The sequence below is a fragment of the Pseudomonas sp. KBN10P06128 genome, from assembly GCF_037574945.1.
GTDB classification, from domain to species: Bacteria; Pseudomonadota; Gammaproteobacteria; order Pseudomonadales; family Pseudomonadaceae; genus Pseudomonas; species Pseudomonas aeruginosa.
Genome location: NZ_JBBELR010000001.1, coordinates 2,505,142 through 2,518,168 on the forward strand (window position 1 = coordinate 2,505,142; position 13,027 = coordinate 2,518,168).

The window sequence follows — 13,027 nt, forward strand, 5'->3', positions numbered from 1 at the left end:
ACCGCTCGGTTTCGCCGGCAAAAGCGTCGCCCGGCACGCCGAAGGCTCTCGCGAGGCGCGACTAGTGATTGATGATGTACTTGGCGCTGGCGAAGGTCGGCGGGATATAGAAGTTCCACTTCTTTTGCCGGGCGAGTGCCTTGAAGGCGCCGATGCAACTGCAACCGACCTTCTGGAAGATGTTGCTCTTGTGGAACTTGACGGTACTCAGGGAGCGGCTGATCTGTTCGGCTATTTCTTTTTCCGAGAGACCGGAAAGCAGCAGGTAGATCACGTCCCATTCGCGCGAGGTGAACAACTCCGAGGGTGGCGTGAAGGTGAAGGTACCGATGCCGTCGGTGGCGATGAAGCCGCGCGGGGCGACCGAGGTCAGGGTCTTGGCATGGGCGATCACCCCGGTGCGGTTGCCGCGCCGGTCATACAGCGGCATGCGCTCGAAGTACAGGCAGCAGGGCGCCGGATGGTCGTCCGGCCTGAGCAGCGCCAGGGCCTCGATGCGCTTGCCGGTCTGGATGACCAGCTTGTCGTGCTCTTCGATGCTGGCACTGAAGGGGGACAGCAGGGAGTTCTTCTGGCCGAACCGCGGGGTGATCAGTTCGGTATAGCGACGATTGACATAGACGAAGTTGAGACAGTTGTCTTTCACACTCCAGGCCTCTTCGCTCTGCTCCCAGGAAATGATCAGTTCGATGGGAATGTGCACCGACATGTGGTGAGTCATGTCCAGCAGCTTTTCGATATCCAATAGCGTCATTGGCTACTCCACTCATTTACATGTGGGCGGGTCTTTGAATGGAAGAAAGATGGCGAGGCGAGTGCGTGCCGGGATGTTCGTTGGGTCCTGCGGAAGTTTCTCTGGCAAGTGCTATCTTCTTTTCGGTGGCGTTCGACTCCTGCGTCTGCGAAGTGTTACCGGAGCAACTACGCCGGGGCGCAATTCGATTTCAGGTTATATCCGCGACCTCATGCCCAGGCTGTACTTTTGATCGAGTTTTTTTGCGCTGTTCTAATAGGGGGCGGGCGCGTTGTTCGAAAAGTCGATTGACAGCTGACGGAGGTGGCCAGGGTCCTATCGAACAATTCCAGGAGTTCCCTTTTTCCAATGCGCGATGCCACCGGTCCGTACTTCGCTCGCCGGGGCCGTTGCGCGGCTATGGTGGAAGTCCCGAGGCCTATCGAGGCTTTGTCATGTCGCGTGTGCTTTTCCTGCTCCTGGCCATGGTGCTCGCCGGCCTGGGCCAACCGACCCTCGCCGCGCCCCTGCCGGACGAGCTGCCGGCAGCGTTGCCCGCCGCGCCGCCGGTCGCGCCGTTGCCCATGGGCAGCGCGCCACAGCCGCAACCGGAGGCCGCCGAGCCGGACCTGCCGGGCAGCGACGCGGCCAGCGCCGACGGGGAGGCGACGACCAAGGACGGCTTGAAGATCGGCAACGGCAGTCTCCGCCTGCGCCAGGACGATCCCGGGCCGACCCGGGAAAGCCCGCTGCGCGATCCCCGCCTGAATCCCTACGCACCGCGTCAGCCCTGACCGACGGCCCGCGCCCGGTGGCCGGGCGGGTCTAGGCTTGTGCTGCGGTCGGCGGCGTTCCACGGCGAGCGCCGACCGTTCGTCTGCGCCGCGGGCTTTTTTCCCCGCCGCTGTCGAAAGGCGCCCTCGCCGGGCGACTACCGAACGAACGGATCGTCGATCCGCACCAGGAGCCCACCGCCATGAAATACCTCTGCCTGATCTATTTCGACGAAGCGAAGCTGGCCGCCGTGCCGGCCGAGGAGCTTGCCGCCATCGTCGACGAGTGCATGACCTACTCCGACCAGTTGGGCAAGGCCGGCCACTACATCGCCTCGCACGCCCTGCAGTCGGTGCAGACCGCCACCACCCTGCGCCACCAGGGCGGGCGGCTGGCGATGACCGACGGGCCGTTCGCCGAGACCAAGGAGCAACTCGGCGGTTTCTACCTGATCGAGGCGCGCGACCTCAACCAGGCCCTGCAGATCGCCGCGAAGATTCCGCCGGGACGGCTCGGCTGTGTCGAAGTGCGACCGGTCAAGGAATGGGAGTGAGGGCGCCCGGCGCCGGAGGTGAAGCATGTGCCCCCTTTGCATCGCATCCCTGTCCCTGCTGTGCGCCGGCGGCGCTTCGCTGGCCGGCTTCGCCCTGGCGACCGGGCGCCGGCGCCGCTGGCGGAACGACCCCGGGCAGGCTGGAAAACCGAGAATTTCCGTGGAGAATCGGCAATGAATCCTTCTTTGCAGGACCACCCGGTGAGCAACCGGGAACAATGGCTGGACGCCCGTCGCCGTCTGCTGGCGCGGGAAAAGCAACTCACCCGCCTGCGCGACCAGGTCGCCGCCGAACGACGCGAACTGCCCTGGGTCAGGGTGGACAAGGACTACCGCTTCCAGGGCGAGCGGGGTGAGCGTTCGCTGGCCGAGTTGTTCGGCGGCAATAGCCAGCTAATCGTCTACCACTTCATGTTCGCGCCGGGCTGGAGCGAAGGCTGCGTCGGCTGTTCGTTCCTCGCCGACCACATCGACGGCGCCAACCGGCACCTGGCGCACCACGACGTCAGCCTGGTGGCGGTATCGCGCGCGCCCCTGGAGGAGTTCCAGGCGTTCCGCCGGCGCATGGGCTGGCGTTTCGACTGGTACTCCTCGTACGGCAGCGATTTCAACCGTGACTTCGGGGTGTCCTTCGACAAGGCGCAACTGGCCGCCGGCAGCGTCGACTACAACTACCAGCCGACCCCCGACGCCGGCGAGGAAATGCCGGGTGCCAGTGTGTTCCTGCGCAATCCGGCGGGCGAGGTGTTCCACACCTATTCGGCCTATGCGCGCGGCCTCGACATCCTGCTCACCACCTACACCTTCCTCGACCTGACGCCCAAGGGGCGCAACGAGGACGCGATCATGGACTGGCTGCGTCACCACGACCGCTACGACGAGGCGCCGAAAAGCGCCTGCTGCCACGCGCAGGCCAGCCATTGAGGGAGCACGGCGAGCCGTTGCGCAGCCGCATCGAGGCGCTGTACCGCGAGGAGTCGCGGCGCGTGCTGGCGACCCTGATCCGCCTGCTCGGCGATTTCGAGCTGGCCGAGGAAGCCTTGCACGACGCCTTCATCGCCGCCGTCGAGCAGTGGCCGCGCGACGGTATCCCGCGCAACCCGCGCGCCTGGCTGGTTTCTGCTGGGCGCTTCAAGGCCATCGACAACCTGCGCCGGCGAGCGCGCTTCGACGCCTCGCAGCGGCTGCTCGCCGAGCAACTGGAAGAGCAGGCCGAGGCGCCGGCGGAGGAGGGCGATGCGGTGGAAGACGACCGGCTACGCCTGATCTTCACCTGCTGCCACCCGGCGCTGACCCCCGAGGCACAGGTGGCGCTGACCCTGCGCGAGGTCTGCGACCTGCGCACCGAGGAGATCGCCCGCGCCTTCCTCGCCGCGCCCAGCGCCATCGCCCAACGCATCGTGCGGGCCAAGAACAAGATCCGCGAGGCCCGGATTCCCTACCAGGTACCGACCGTGGAGGAACTCCCCGAGCGGCTGGGCAACGTCCTGCAAGTGATCTACCTGGTGTTCAACGAGGGCTACTCGGCCTCCACCGGCACCAGCCTGACCCGCGCCGATCTCAGCGGCGAGGCGATCCGCGTCGGCCGCCTGCTGGTCGAACTGCTGCCCGACCCCGAGGCCCTCGGCCTGCTCGCCCTGATGTTGCTGCACGACTCGCGGCGCCAGGCGCGGACCTCGGCCAGCGGCGAACTGGTGCGGCTCGACGAGCAGGACCGCACGCTATGGGATCGCGGACTGATCGTCGAGGGGCTCGGCCTGGTCGAGCGGGCCCTGGCCAGCCGCCGTTTCGGGGCCTACACCCTACAAGCGGCCATCGTCGCGGTGCACGCCCAGGCCCCGCGCGCCGAGGACACCGACTGGGCACGGATCGTCGCCCTCTACGACGCGCTGCTGTACCTGGCGCCATCGCCGGTGATCGAACTCAACCGCGCCGTGGCCTTGGCCATGCGCGATGGCGTCGAGGTCGGGCTGGCCGCGGTCGATGCGTTGCTGGCGCGAGGTGAACTGGCCGATTACCACCTGGCGCACTCGGCGCGTGCCGACTTCTGCCGCCGTCTCGGTCGCCGCCGCGAGGCCCGCGAGGCCTACCGCGCGGCGCTGGCCCTGGCGCGCCAGGAGCCGGAGCGGCGCTTCATCGAGCAGCGCCTGCGCGAACTCGATTGAAGCCGGCTCAGGCGCCGTTGGCGCAGGCCGTACGCGCTTCGCCGCCAACGCCACGGGTGAACCACCAGAACGCCAGGGCCGCCAGGCTGATCGCCGCGCCGAGCAGGCTCACCGCGTCCCAGCCGGCCCAGGCGTACATGGCGGTGCCGGCGCTGGCGCCGAGGCCGCTGCCGGCGGCGTAGAACAGCATGTAGCAACCCACCAGGCGGCTGTGGGCGCGCGGGTCGATGGCGAAGACCAGGCTCTGGTTGAGCACATGGATCGCCTGGCCGGCGAGATCGAGCAGCAGCACGCCGAGAATCAGCGCCGCCAGCGAATGCGCGCCGAGGGCGAGCGGCAGCCAGGACAGCAGCAACAGCAGCAGGGCGCCGCCGCTGAGCGCCTGGGCGTGGCCGCGATCGGCCAGGCTGCCGGCCCGCGCCGCGCCCAGCGCGCCGAGCGCGCCGACCAGGCCGAAGGCGCCGATGGCGCTGTGCGACAGCGAATACGGCGGCGCGCCGAGCAGCAATACCAGGCTGCTCCAGAACACCCCGAAGGCGGCGAACATCAACAGCCCGAGCAGGCCGCGCACCTGCAGCACGCGCTGGCTCGCCAGCAGGCCGAACATCGAGCCGAGCAGCTGCCGGTAGGACAGCCCCAGTTCGTTGCTCGGCGCCGCCGGCAGTACCCGCCAGAGCAGCAGGCCAAGCCCGCCCATGCTCGCTGCCGAGACCAGGTAGACGCTGCGCCAGCCGCCGAGGTCGGCGAGCAGCCCGGCCAGGCTGCGCGCCAGCAGCAGGCCGATCACCACGCCGCCCTGCGCCGCGCCGACCACCCGCCCGCGCTCGCCAGGCGCCGCCAGCGCCGCGGCGTAGGCCAGCAGTCCCTGGGTCATGGCGGTGCCGAGCAGGCCCAGTCCGAGCAGCCCCAGCGCCAGGCCGAGGGTATCGCCGGCGAAGCCCACCAGCAGCAGCGACAGCACCAGCAGCAGGAGCTGGACGAACATCAGCCGGCGCCGCTCCAGCAGGTCGCCCAGCGGCACCACCAGCAGCAGCGCCAGGGCGCAACCGGCCTGGGTCGCGCCGAACAGCAGGCCGACCCCGGCCTGGCCGATGGCGAACTCGGCACCGAGGACGTCCAGCAGCGGCTGGGCGTAATAGACGTTGGCCACGCTGAGACCGCAGGCGACGGCGAACAGCAGCACCAGCGCGGAGGGGAGGGAGGATGGCGAGGATGGCATGCGAAGCGCTCCGTAAGGTTTCAATATGAAACTATGCGGAGGCTAGGAATTTTGGTTTTAAAATGCAACTTAAATTATCGCGGCAGTGCGTCTATCGATCGCGACTCGCGCACAGCGGAACGCGGGCCCGCCGCCGATTCACACCTGGCGGCGGGCCCGCGTAGCGGACGCTACCGGTCCTGCTCGCAGTTGACCATCCAGGCCACGCCGAAGCGGTCGGTGAACATGCCGAAGCTCGCCGCCCAGAAGGTCGGGCCCAGCGGCATCTGGACCGAGCCGCCCTCGGCGAGGGCGTTGAACAGGCGCTCGGCCTCGGCCTTGCTGTCGACGTTGAGGCTGATGGAACAGCCCTTGATGCCTTCGTAGGGATAGGCCGGGTGATTGTCCGAGGCCATCAGGGCGAAGCTGCCGACCACCAGCCGTGCGTGCATGATCTTGTCTTTCCAGTCGGCCGGGATGTCGCCGCACTCGGGGCTGTCGCCGAACGGCAGCATGGCCTCCAGGGTGCCGCCCAGGTGCTGGTGGTAGCAGCTGAAGGCCTCCCGGCAATTACCGTTGAAGATCAGGTAGGGGACGATTTGCATGGCGCTTTCCTCGTTCTTGGCGGAGTGCGGGGCGGTTCAGTTGCGTTTTTCCAGCTCGGCGCGCAGGCGCTCCTCGCGCTCGCGCAGTTCCGGGGTGAACTCCTCGCCGAAGTCCTCGGCCTCGAAGACCTGGCGGATCTCGATCTCGGATTCGCCGTCGAATGGGTTCGGGCATCGCTTGACCCACTCGATGGCCTCTTCCAGGGAGGCCACCTGGAACATCCAGAAACCGGCGATCAGCTCGCGGGTCTCGGCGAAGGGGCCGTCGATCACCGTCCGCGCGTTGCCGGAGAAACGCACCCGGGCGCCCTTGGCGCTGGGCTGTAGCCCTTCGCCGGCGAGCATCACCCCGGCCTTGACCAGTTCCTCGTTGTAGCGGCCCATCGCCGCGAGCAGTTCCTCGCTGGGCATCTCGCCGGCTTCGGAAGCCTGGGTGGCCTTGACGATCACCATGAATCTCATCTGCGTTCTCCTTGTTGTTCTGCGCAATGACGGCCCGTTCTGGCCCGCCTCCCGAACTGGTCGAACGGCGGGCCGGCGGATCGACAGGCGACGGCGGTTTTTTCGCTGGCCGGGGCAGTATAGGAGGCCCGCGCCGAGCGGCCGGGATGGCCGACGAGCGTCGCTGCGGAGTGTGCCGACCGCTGGGCGGGCCGCGCCAGCCGTGGCCTGCAGGGCTTCTACACTGTTCCAGCAGAACCATTTCCGCGAGCCTCGGCATGCCCCGTATCGTCTTCGCCCCGGCCATCCAGCGGCATGTCGCCATGCCCGCGCTGGACGTCGGCGCCGCCACCGTCGCCGCCGCCTTGCAGGCGGCCTTCGCCCGCGAGCCGCGCTTGCGCGGCTACCTGCTCGACGACCAGGGCAGTCTGCGCCGGCATGTGGCGCTGTTCGTCGATGGCGTGCAGGTCCGCGATCGCCGGGGATTGGGCGATCCGCTCCAAGACGATAGCGAGATCTACGTGGTGCAGGCGCTGAGCGGCGGTTGACCAACAGAGGAGGACATCCGGTGAGCGAGCGACTCTATGTCGGCACCCGCAAGGGCCTGTTCGAGCTGCGGCGCAACGCGGCGGGCCAGTGGCTGCCGATGGCCAGCCACTTCCTCGGCGAGCCGCTGAGCATGCTCCTCGCCGACCCGCGCGACGGCGCGCTCTACGCGGCGCTGAACCTCGGCCATTTCGGCGTCAAGCTGTGGCGTCGCGACGCCGGCGCGACGGACTGGATGGAATGCACGGTGCCGGTCTATCCGCCGCAGCCGCCAGCGGCCGAACCGCTGGAAGGCCAGGCGGCGGAGCCACCCTGGTCGCTACAGCAGTTGTGGATCCTCGAGCCAGGCGGCGCCGACCGGCCCGGCACGCTGTGGGCCGGAACCATCCCCGGCGGCCTGTTCCGCTCCGACGACCGTGGCGCCAGCTGGCGCCTCAACCGCGAACTCTGGGAACGACCCGAACGCGCCCAGTGGTTCGGCGGCGGCTACGACCATCCCGGCATCCATTCCATCTGCGTCGACCCACGCGACAGTCGCCACCTCACCGTCGCGGTGTCCTGCGGCGGCGTCTGGCAGAGCCACGACGACGGCCGCAGCTGGACCTGCACCACCAAAGGCATGCGCGCCGACTACATGCCGCCGGAGCAGAGCGAGGAGGCGGCGATCCAGGACCCGCACCGCCTGGTGCAGTGCCAGGCGCGCCCGGAGTTCCTCTGGGTGCAGCACCACAACGGCATCTTCCGTTCCCGCGACGGCGGCCTGCATTGGCAGGGCGTGGTCGCCGAGCCGTCCAGCTTCGGTTTCGCCGTCGCCGTGCATCCGCGGCAGCCGGACACGGCCTGGTTCGTCCCGGCGACCAAGGACGAATGCCGCATTCCCAGGGACGCCCGTTTCGTGGTCACCCGCACCCGCGACGGCGGCCGCAGCTTCGAGACCCTCGAGCGCGGCCTGCCCGACGGCCCGGCCTACGACCTGGTCTACCGCCACGGCCTGGACATCGACCCCAGCGGCGAGCGCCTGGCCATGGGCTCGACCACCGGCGGCCTGTGGCTCAGCGAGAACGGCGGGGAGGACTGGCAGCAGCTCTCCGCCAACCTGCCGCCGATCTACTGCGTGCGCTTCGCCTGAGCGCGCGGTGCTGGACAGCCTCGGCGCGCTTGCATAAGTTCGTGGGTTTTCGCCAAGGAGCCCACCCCATGAGCCTCGAATCCGTCCGGCGGTTCTTCGCCGAGAAAGCCCCGGACCTGCGCATCATCGAGCTGGAAACCAGCACCGCCACCGTCGCCCTGGCCGCCGAGGCCCATGGCGTGGAGCCGGGGCGCATCGCCAAGACCCTGTCGCTGCGGGTCGGCGAGCGCACCGTACTGGTAGTGGCGCGCGGCGACGCGCGGCTGGACAACCGCAAGATCAAGGCCGCCTTCGGCGGCAAGGCGAAGATGCTCGGCGCCGAGGACGTGGTCGAGCTGACCGGGCACCCGGTCGGCGGAGTCTGCCCGTTCGGCCTGGCGACGCCGCTGGCGGTGTACTGCGACGTCTCGCTGCAAGCCTTCGACGAAGTGCTTCCGGCCGCCGGGGCGGTGCACAGCGCGGTCCGCATCGCCCCGCAACGGATGGCCGAGCTGGTGGATGCGCAGTGGGTCGATGTGTGCCAGGAAGTCCTCCAGGAAGCCTGACGGCAACTGCCGGGCTCAGGCCAGATTGAGCTGCCAGGACACCCCGAAGCGGTCGGCCAGCCAGGCGAAACGCTGGCTGAAGCCGTAGTCGCCGAGCGGCATCAGGGCCTTGCCGCCGTCGCTCAGGGCCTCGGCCAGGCGCTCGATCTGCGCGTTGCTCTCGCAGTCGACGAAGAAGGAGAACGCCGGGGTGAAATCGAAGGCGTGCCGCACATGGCTGTCGATGCAATGCACGCTCTGGTCGCCGAGGCGGAACAGCGCCTTCAGCACCGAGCCTTCCGGGCCCGGCCCCTCGGCGCCGTAGCGCTGGATCTGGAGGATCTCGGCGTCGTCGAACAGCGACAGGTAGAAGTTCATGGCCGCCTCGGCCTGGACCCCCTGGAACATCAGGAAGGGGCGTACGCGTGTGCTCATCGCGGTCTCCTCTGGAAGGCTGGCTCGAGGCTAGAGCCTAGCTCACCACGTTGCGGGTGAAACGCACCACCTCGTCCCCATCGTTGACGTAGGCGTACGGCTGGTCGCTGGCGAAGGCATGGAAGTCGCCGGCCTCGATGCGCCGTTCGCCGTCGGCCAGTTCCAGGCGCAGGCGACCTTCGATGACCAGAACCATCTCCCGCCAGCCGGCGGCGTCGGGTTCCGATACGTAGCGCTCGCCCGGTCCCAGCGACCAGGCCCAGAGTTCCACCTCGCGCCGCGCCGGTGCGCTGGCGAGGAGGGTGGCGCGGCTCTCGGGGTGGTGGCCGACCCAGGCCACCGCATTGATCCGCGAGCGGTCGGTGGCCGGGGCCTGGACCAGGTCGGGGAACAGCACGCCGAGGGCGGCGGCGATACGGTCGAGGGTCGACAGGCTGACATTGACGTCGCCGCTCTCGATGCCCACCAGCATCCGCCGGCTGACACTGGCCGCGCGGGCCAGCGCTTCCTGGCTGAGGCCGGCTTGCAGGCGCAGGCGGCGGACGTTGCCGGAGACATGTTCGAGGACGCTGGGGCGTTCGGTAGGGTTGGGCAATATATTGCTCACTGTCGCGGTTTTGCGCATTATAGTGCACATCCCGTTTCCCGCAGTCCATCGGGCTGCTTCCCACTGCCGGACCTCTTCCATGACCTCCACCTCCCGCGGCCTCGCCGGAACGCTGTTGCCGGTCGGCCTGCTATTGATCGCCATGGCCTCGATCCAGAGCGGCGCTTCCCTGGCGAAAAGCATGTTCCCCCTGGTCGGCGCCCAGGGCACCACGGCCCTGCGGCTGTTCTTCGCCGCGCTGATCCTGCTGCTGCTCCTGCGTCCCTGGCGCAAGCGCCTGAGCCTGCAATCGCTGCGCTCGGTGGTGGTCTACGGCATCGCCCTGGGCGGCATGAACCTGCTGTTCTATCTCTCGGTGCGCACCGTGCCGCTGGGCATCGCGGTGGCTCTGGAGTTCACCGGGCCGCTGCTGGTGGCGATCCTCTCCTCGCGGCGCCTGCTGGACTTCCTCTGGATCGGCCTGGCGGTGTTCGGCATCTGGCTGTTGCTGCCGCTGGGCAACAGCGCCGAGCCGCTCGACCTGGTCGGCGCCGCCTATGCCCTCGGTGCCGGCGTGTGCTGGGCGCTGTACATCCTCTTCGGCCAGCGCGCCGGCGCCGACCATGGCGCCCAGGGCGCCGCGCTGGGGGTGCTGGTGGCGGCGATCCTGGTTGTGCCGATCGGCGTCGCCCACGCCGGCGCCGACCTCCTCGACCCGGCGCTGATCCCGTTGGCGCTGGGCGTCGCGGTGCTCTCCACGGCCTTGCCCTACACCCTGGAAATGGTCGCGCTGACCCGCCTGCCGGCGCGCACCTTCGGCACCCTGATGAGCATCGAGCCGGCCTTCGGCGCGCTCTCCGGGCTGCTGTTCCTCGGCGAGCGGCTGAGCCCGACCCAATGGCTGGCCATCGGCGCGATCATCCTCGCCTCGGTCGGCACTACCCTCAGCGTCAAGTCGCGTGGCGCCGCCCCGGCGCTACCGGCCAAGGACTGAGGCGGCCGCCGCGTCCTCCCGCTGCAGGCGCTCGTGCTGGCGGATGAAGCGCCGCGCGCTGCGCGCTAGGCGGATGCAGAGCATGATCGCCGCGCCGGTCAGGCCCACCACCAGGCCCTGCCACAGGCCGCGCGGTCCGGTGGGTTCCTGGATCCAGTCGGTGAGGCCGAGGCTGTAGCCCACCGGCAGGCCGATGCCCCAGTAGGCGAACAGGGTCATGATCATCGTCACCCGGGTGTCCTGGTAGCCGCGCAGGGCCCCGGCGGCGGTGACCTGCAGGGCGTCGGAGAACTGGAACAGCGCGGAGAACACGATCAGCGAGGCGGCGATGGCGATCACCGCCGGGTCCGGCGAATACATCGCGGCGATCTGCTCGCGCAGCAACAACATCAGGCTCGCCGAGACGCAGGCGTAGCCCAGCGCCGCGGCCATCCCCACGCCGGCGGCGAAGCGCGCGTCGCGCGGCAGGCCGGCGCCGAGGTTGTGGCCGACCCGCACGGTCACCGCCATCCCCAGCGAATAGGGAATCATGAACACCAGCGCGCTGAAGTTCAGGGCGATCTGGTGGCCGGCCACCACGTTCTCGTCGAGCCCGCCGATCAGCAGGGCGATCACCGAGAAGATGCTCGACTCGGCGAACACCGCGATGCCGATCGGCAGGCCGACCGCCACCAGCGGGCCGATGGTCGCGCGATCCGGCCACTCCCAGCGCGAGAACAACTGGCTGGCGCGGTAGATCGAGGCCTTGTTCACCCAGAACAGCATGCCGAGGAACATGAACCACATCACCGAGCCGGTGGCCCAGCCGCAGCCGGGGCCACCCATCTTCGGCATGCCGAAGTGGCCGTAGATCAGCGCGTAGTTGATCGGGATGTTCAGCAGCAGCCCGCCGATCCCCAGCACCATGCTCGGCCGGGTCCGTCCCAGGCCGTTGGTGTAGCAGCGCAGTACGTGGTACAGCGCCGCCGCCGGGAAGCCCAGGGCGATGCCCTTGAGGTACAGCAGGCTCGGCCCGATCAGTTCCGGGCGCACTTTCATCAAGCCGAGGATCGGCTCCGACAACCACCACAGCACCGCCCCCGACAGCGGTCCGATCAGCAGCGCCAGCCACAGCGCCTGGCGCACCAGCGGCCCGGTGCCGGGCTGGTCGCCGGCGCCATGGCGCTGGGCGACCTTGGCCGTGGTGGCGAGCAGGGTGCCGGTCATCAGCAGGAACATCGGGATCCAGATCGAGTTGCCCAGCGCCACCGCTGCCAGGTCGTGCGGACTGGCGCGCCCGGCCATCACCGCATCGACGAAGCCCATGGCGGTGGTCGCCAGTTGCGCGATCATGATCGGCGCGGCGAGGGTCAGCAGTTCCTTGAGTTCGGCGCGGATGCGCAAGCCACGGGAAAGGGGCAGGGCGGGGCTGTTCACGGCAGTCCTTGTCTGGGCAGGGGAACCGCGTAGTTTACGGGTTGACGGGGTGGTCAGGAAGGGTCAGCAGGGTCGTGCCGGTTGCCCAGCCCCCCACCGCGCTACGCGCAGACAAACGACCCCGCGCTGCCCGCTTGAGGCCCGACCCCGTAGGGCGAATAACCGCCTGGCGGTTATCCGCCGGATACCCGTGACAGCGGCGGATGACATGCCCTGGAAACGCCGGACATCTCCCCCAGACTTTTCCGCAGCCTCTCTCAGACGCCCAGGAATTGGATAAAAAACCAGTAGGAGGAAGATGGAGGGGTCGCCAAGTCCATCTGTTTTCTTGGGGGCAGAAAAGACGCGGGCCGCAGGTGCAGGAACACCTACGACCCGCTAACCAGAGACCAGCTAATCAAGGAGCTGACCCATGGCTAAGGCCGATGATACGTCGAATCCCGCAATAACCGCACAGTCCCCTTCCACCTTCATCCCCCTGCGACGCACCTCGCAATGCAACCAGCACCCCGGTTGCGCCACCCTCTACCTGGACAGCAGCGCAGCCAGCGAAGACCTGTTCGACACCGCCCGCCGCCGGCTGGAGTCGGCGATCGGAACGCTGAGCGTCCTCGACCTGCTCGACGAAACCGAAGAGCCCGGCGAAAGCATCTGCCGCATCACCGGTTCCCTGCTGTCGTTGCTCAGCGACGCCCTGTCGCTGTTCGAGGCGGAATACGCACGCAGACACCGATAACCGACGGAGGCGGTGCCCCCCGGCAAGGCCGGGGGGTTGAGTAGCGGGGCGAAAAGGGGATCCCTCTCCGCCCTGGCTCGGCAGTTGCGCGGTCGGGCGAAAGCCACCTGACCGCTACACACGCCAACCCAGGCAATCCCTGACGATGACCGGTCTTTCATCTGCGACTGTTTCTCATTTACACTCGACCCC

Annotated in this window: 16 protein-coding genes; 9 read left to right on the forward strand and 7 right to left on the reverse strand. The window is 68.5% G+C overall.

Features of this window, described 5'->3' with window-relative positions; genetic code table 11:
• Positions 1 to 61 precede the first annotated feature (61 nt).
• On the reverse strand, positions 62 to 754 hold the full coding sequence (locus VQ065_RS11940) for a helix-turn-helix transcriptional regulator (protein ID WP_003082787.1): 693 nt from the start codon (positions 752 to 754) through the stop codon (positions 62 to 64).
• 434 nt (positions 755 to 1,188) lie between these two features.
• On the opposite strand from VQ065_RS11940, the gene VQ065_RS11945 reads away from it, so the two are divergent.
• From VQ065_RS11945 to VQ065_RS11960, 4 genes are all read left to right on the forward strand, one after another.
• On the forward strand, positions 1,189 to 1,527 hold the full coding sequence (locus tag VQ065_RS11945; protein WP_003112384.1) for a hypothetical protein: 339 nt from the start codon (positions 1,189 to 1,191) through the stop codon (positions 1,525 to 1,527).
• 182 nt (positions 1,528 to 1,709) lie between these two features.
• Positions 1,710 to 2,060 carry a YciI family protein gene (locus tag VQ065_RS11950; protein ID WP_003082795.1) on the forward strand — a complete coding sequence of 117 codons (351 nt, stop codon included), beginning with the start codon at positions 1,710 to 1,712 and terminating at the stop codon, positions 2,058 to 2,060.
• A 174-nt stretch (positions 2,061 to 2,234) separates the two neighbouring features.
• Entirely contained in the window at positions 2,235 to 2,984 is a 750-nt protein-coding gene (locus tag VQ065_RS11955) for a DUF899 domain-containing protein (protein ID WP_003086907.1), read from the forward strand.
• A 17-nt stretch (positions 2,985 to 3,001) separates the two neighbouring features.
• Entirely contained in the window at positions 3,002 to 4,225 is a 1,224-nt protein-coding gene (locus VQ065_RS11960) for an RNA polymerase sigma factor (RefSeq protein WP_003086908.1), read from the forward strand.
• A gap of 7 nt (positions 4,226 to 4,232) precedes the next feature.
• Here the strand turns inward: VQ065_RS11960 and VQ065_RS11965 are convergent, their stop codons facing one another.
• The 3 genes from VQ065_RS11965 to VQ065_RS11975 form a co-directional block, all read right to left on the reverse strand.
• Positions 4,233 to 5,444, reverse strand: coding sequence for an MFS transporter (locus VQ065_RS11965; RefSeq protein WP_003145238.1), 1,212 nt, complete (start codon positions 5,442 to 5,444; stop codon positions 4,233 to 4,235).
• Between the two features lie 170 nt (positions 5,445 to 5,614).
• Positions 5,615 to 6,028, reverse strand: a complete 414-nt coding sequence (locus VQ065_RS11970; RefSeq protein WP_003082839.1) for a VOC family protein — start codon at positions 6,026 to 6,028, stop codon at positions 5,615 to 5,617.
• A gap of 36 nt (positions 6,029 to 6,064) precedes the next feature.
• A complete protein-coding gene (locus VQ065_RS11975) occupies positions 6,065 to 6,490 on the reverse strand; it encodes a YciI family protein (RefSeq protein WP_003086910.1) in 426 nt (141 codons plus the stop codon).
• A 257-nt stretch (positions 6,491 to 6,747) separates the two neighbouring features.
• Here VQ065_RS11975 and VQ065_RS11980 point away from each other — a divergent pair, with 257 nt between their 5' ends.
• The 3 genes from VQ065_RS11980 (at position 6,748) to VQ065_RS11990 (ending at position 8,689) form a co-directional block, all read left to right on the forward strand.
• Positions 6,748 to 7,017, forward strand: a complete 270-nt coding sequence (locus VQ065_RS11980; protein WP_003086912.1) for a MoaD/ThiS family protein — start codon at positions 6,748 to 6,750, stop codon at positions 7,015 to 7,017.
• A gap of 20 nt (positions 7,018 to 7,037) precedes the next feature.
• Positions 7,038 to 8,144 carry a WD40/YVTN/BNR-like repeat-containing protein gene (locus VQ065_RS11985; protein ID WP_003086913.1) on the forward strand — a complete coding sequence of 369 codons (1,107 nt, stop codon included), beginning with the start codon at positions 7,038 to 7,040 and terminating at the stop codon, positions 8,142 to 8,144.
• 68 nt (positions 8,145 to 8,212) lie between these two features.
• Positions 8,213 to 8,689 (forward strand): YbaK/EbsC family protein, encoded by a 477-nt coding sequence (locus VQ065_RS11990; RefSeq protein ID WP_003086914.1) that lies wholly within the window; start codon positions 8,213 to 8,215, stop codon positions 8,687 to 8,689.
• Positions 8,690 to 8,704: 15 nt separating this feature from the next.
• On the opposite strand, the gene VQ065_RS11995 is transcribed toward VQ065_RS11990, so the two are convergent.
• Both VQ065_RS11995 and VQ065_RS12000 read right to left on the reverse strand, forming a co-directional pair.
• Positions 8,705 to 9,103, reverse strand: a complete 399-nt coding sequence (locus VQ065_RS11995; protein ID WP_003086915.1) for a VOC family protein — start codon at positions 9,101 to 9,103, stop codon at positions 8,705 to 8,707.
• A gap of 37 nt (positions 9,104 to 9,140) precedes the next feature.
• Positions 9,141 to 9,791: a helix-turn-helix domain-containing protein gene (locus VQ065_RS12000; RefSeq protein ID WP_003082844.1), complete on the reverse strand. Its 651-nt coding sequence runs from the start codon at positions 9,789 to 9,791 to the stop codon at positions 9,141 to 9,143.
• On the opposite strand from VQ065_RS12000, the gene rhtA reads away from it, so the two are divergent.
• Positions 9,790 to 10,683, forward strand: coding sequence for a threonine/homoserine exporter RhtA (gene rhtA / locus VQ065_RS12005; RefSeq protein WP_003086919.1), 894 nt, complete (start codon positions 9,790 to 9,792; stop codon positions 10,681 to 10,683). The two genes, VQ065_RS12000 and rhtA, sit on opposite strands and share 2 nt — an antisense overlap.
• Here rhtA and pmpM read toward each other — a convergent pair.
• Positions 10,666 to 12,099: a proton-coupled multidrug efflux MATE transporter PmpM gene (gene pmpM / locus VQ065_RS12010; RefSeq protein ID WP_003086920.1), complete on the reverse strand. Its 1,434-nt coding sequence runs from the start codon at positions 12,097 to 12,099 to the stop codon at positions 10,666 to 10,668. The two genes, rhtA and pmpM, sit on opposite strands and share 18 nt — an antisense overlap.
• 412 nt (positions 12,100 to 12,511) lie before the next feature.
• On the opposite strand from pmpM, the gene VQ065_RS12015 reads away from it, so the two are divergent.
• A complete protein-coding gene (locus VQ065_RS12015; protein ID WP_003082848.1) occupies positions 12,512 to 12,835 on the forward strand; it encodes a hypothetical protein in 324 nt (107 codons plus the stop codon).
• Positions 12,836 to 13,027 lie beyond the last annotated feature (192 nt).

What these genes read in the sequence shown, in the direction of transcription:
- VQ065_RS11945 (WP_003112384.1), top strand. Translation starts at nt 1,189, where the DNA reads ATGTCGCGTGTGCTTTTCCTGCTCCTGGCCATGGTGCTCGCCGGCCTG.
- VQ065_RS12000 (WP_003082844.1), bottom strand. Translation starts at nt 9,791, where the DNA reads ATGGAAGAGGTCCGGCAGTGGGAAGCAGCCCGATGGACTGCGGGAAAC.
- VQ065_RS11995 (WP_003086915.1), bottom strand. Translation starts at nt 9,103, where the DNA reads ATGAGCACACGCGTACGCCCCTTCCTGATGTTCCAGGGGGTCCAGGCC.
- VQ065_RS11950 (WP_003082795.1), top strand. Translation starts at nt 1,710, where the DNA reads ATGAAATACCTCTGCCTGATCTATTTCGACGAAGCGAAGCTGGCCGCC.
- VQ065_RS11940 (WP_003082787.1), bottom strand. Translation starts at nt 754, where the DNA reads ATGACGCTATTGGATATCGAAAAGCTGCTGGACATGACTCACCACATG.
- VQ065_RS11975 (WP_003086910.1), bottom strand. Translation starts at nt 6,490, where the DNA reads ATGAGATTCATGGTGATCGTCAAGGCCACCCAGGCTTCCGAAGCCGGC.
- VQ065_RS11980 (WP_003086912.1), top strand. Translation starts at nt 6,748, where the DNA reads ATGCCCCGTATCGTCTTCGCCCCGGCCATCCAGCGGCATGTCGCCATG.
- VQ065_RS12015 (WP_003082848.1), top strand. Translation starts at nt 12,512, where the DNA reads ATGGCTAAGGCCGATGATACGTCGAATCCCGCAATAACCGCACAGTCC.
- rhtA (WP_003086919.1), top strand. Translation starts at nt 9,790, where the DNA reads ATGACCTCCACCTCCCGCGGCCTCGCCGGAACGCTGTTGCCGGTCGGC.
- VQ065_RS11955 (WP_003086907.1), top strand. Translation starts at nt 2,235, where the DNA reads ATGAATCCTTCTTTGCAGGACCACCCGGTGAGCAACCGGGAACAATGG.
- VQ065_RS11965 (WP_003145238.1), bottom strand. Translation starts at nt 5,444, where the DNA reads ATGCCATCCTCGCCATCCTCCCTCCCCTCCGCGCTGGTGCTGCTGTTC.
- VQ065_RS11970 (WP_003082839.1), bottom strand. Translation starts at nt 6,028, where the DNA reads ATGCAAATCGTCCCCTACCTGATCTTCAACGGTAATTGCCGGGAGGCC.
- VQ065_RS11990 (WP_003086914.1), top strand. Translation starts at nt 8,213, where the DNA reads ATGAGCCTCGAATCCGTCCGGCGGTTCTTCGCCGAGAAAGCCCCGGAC.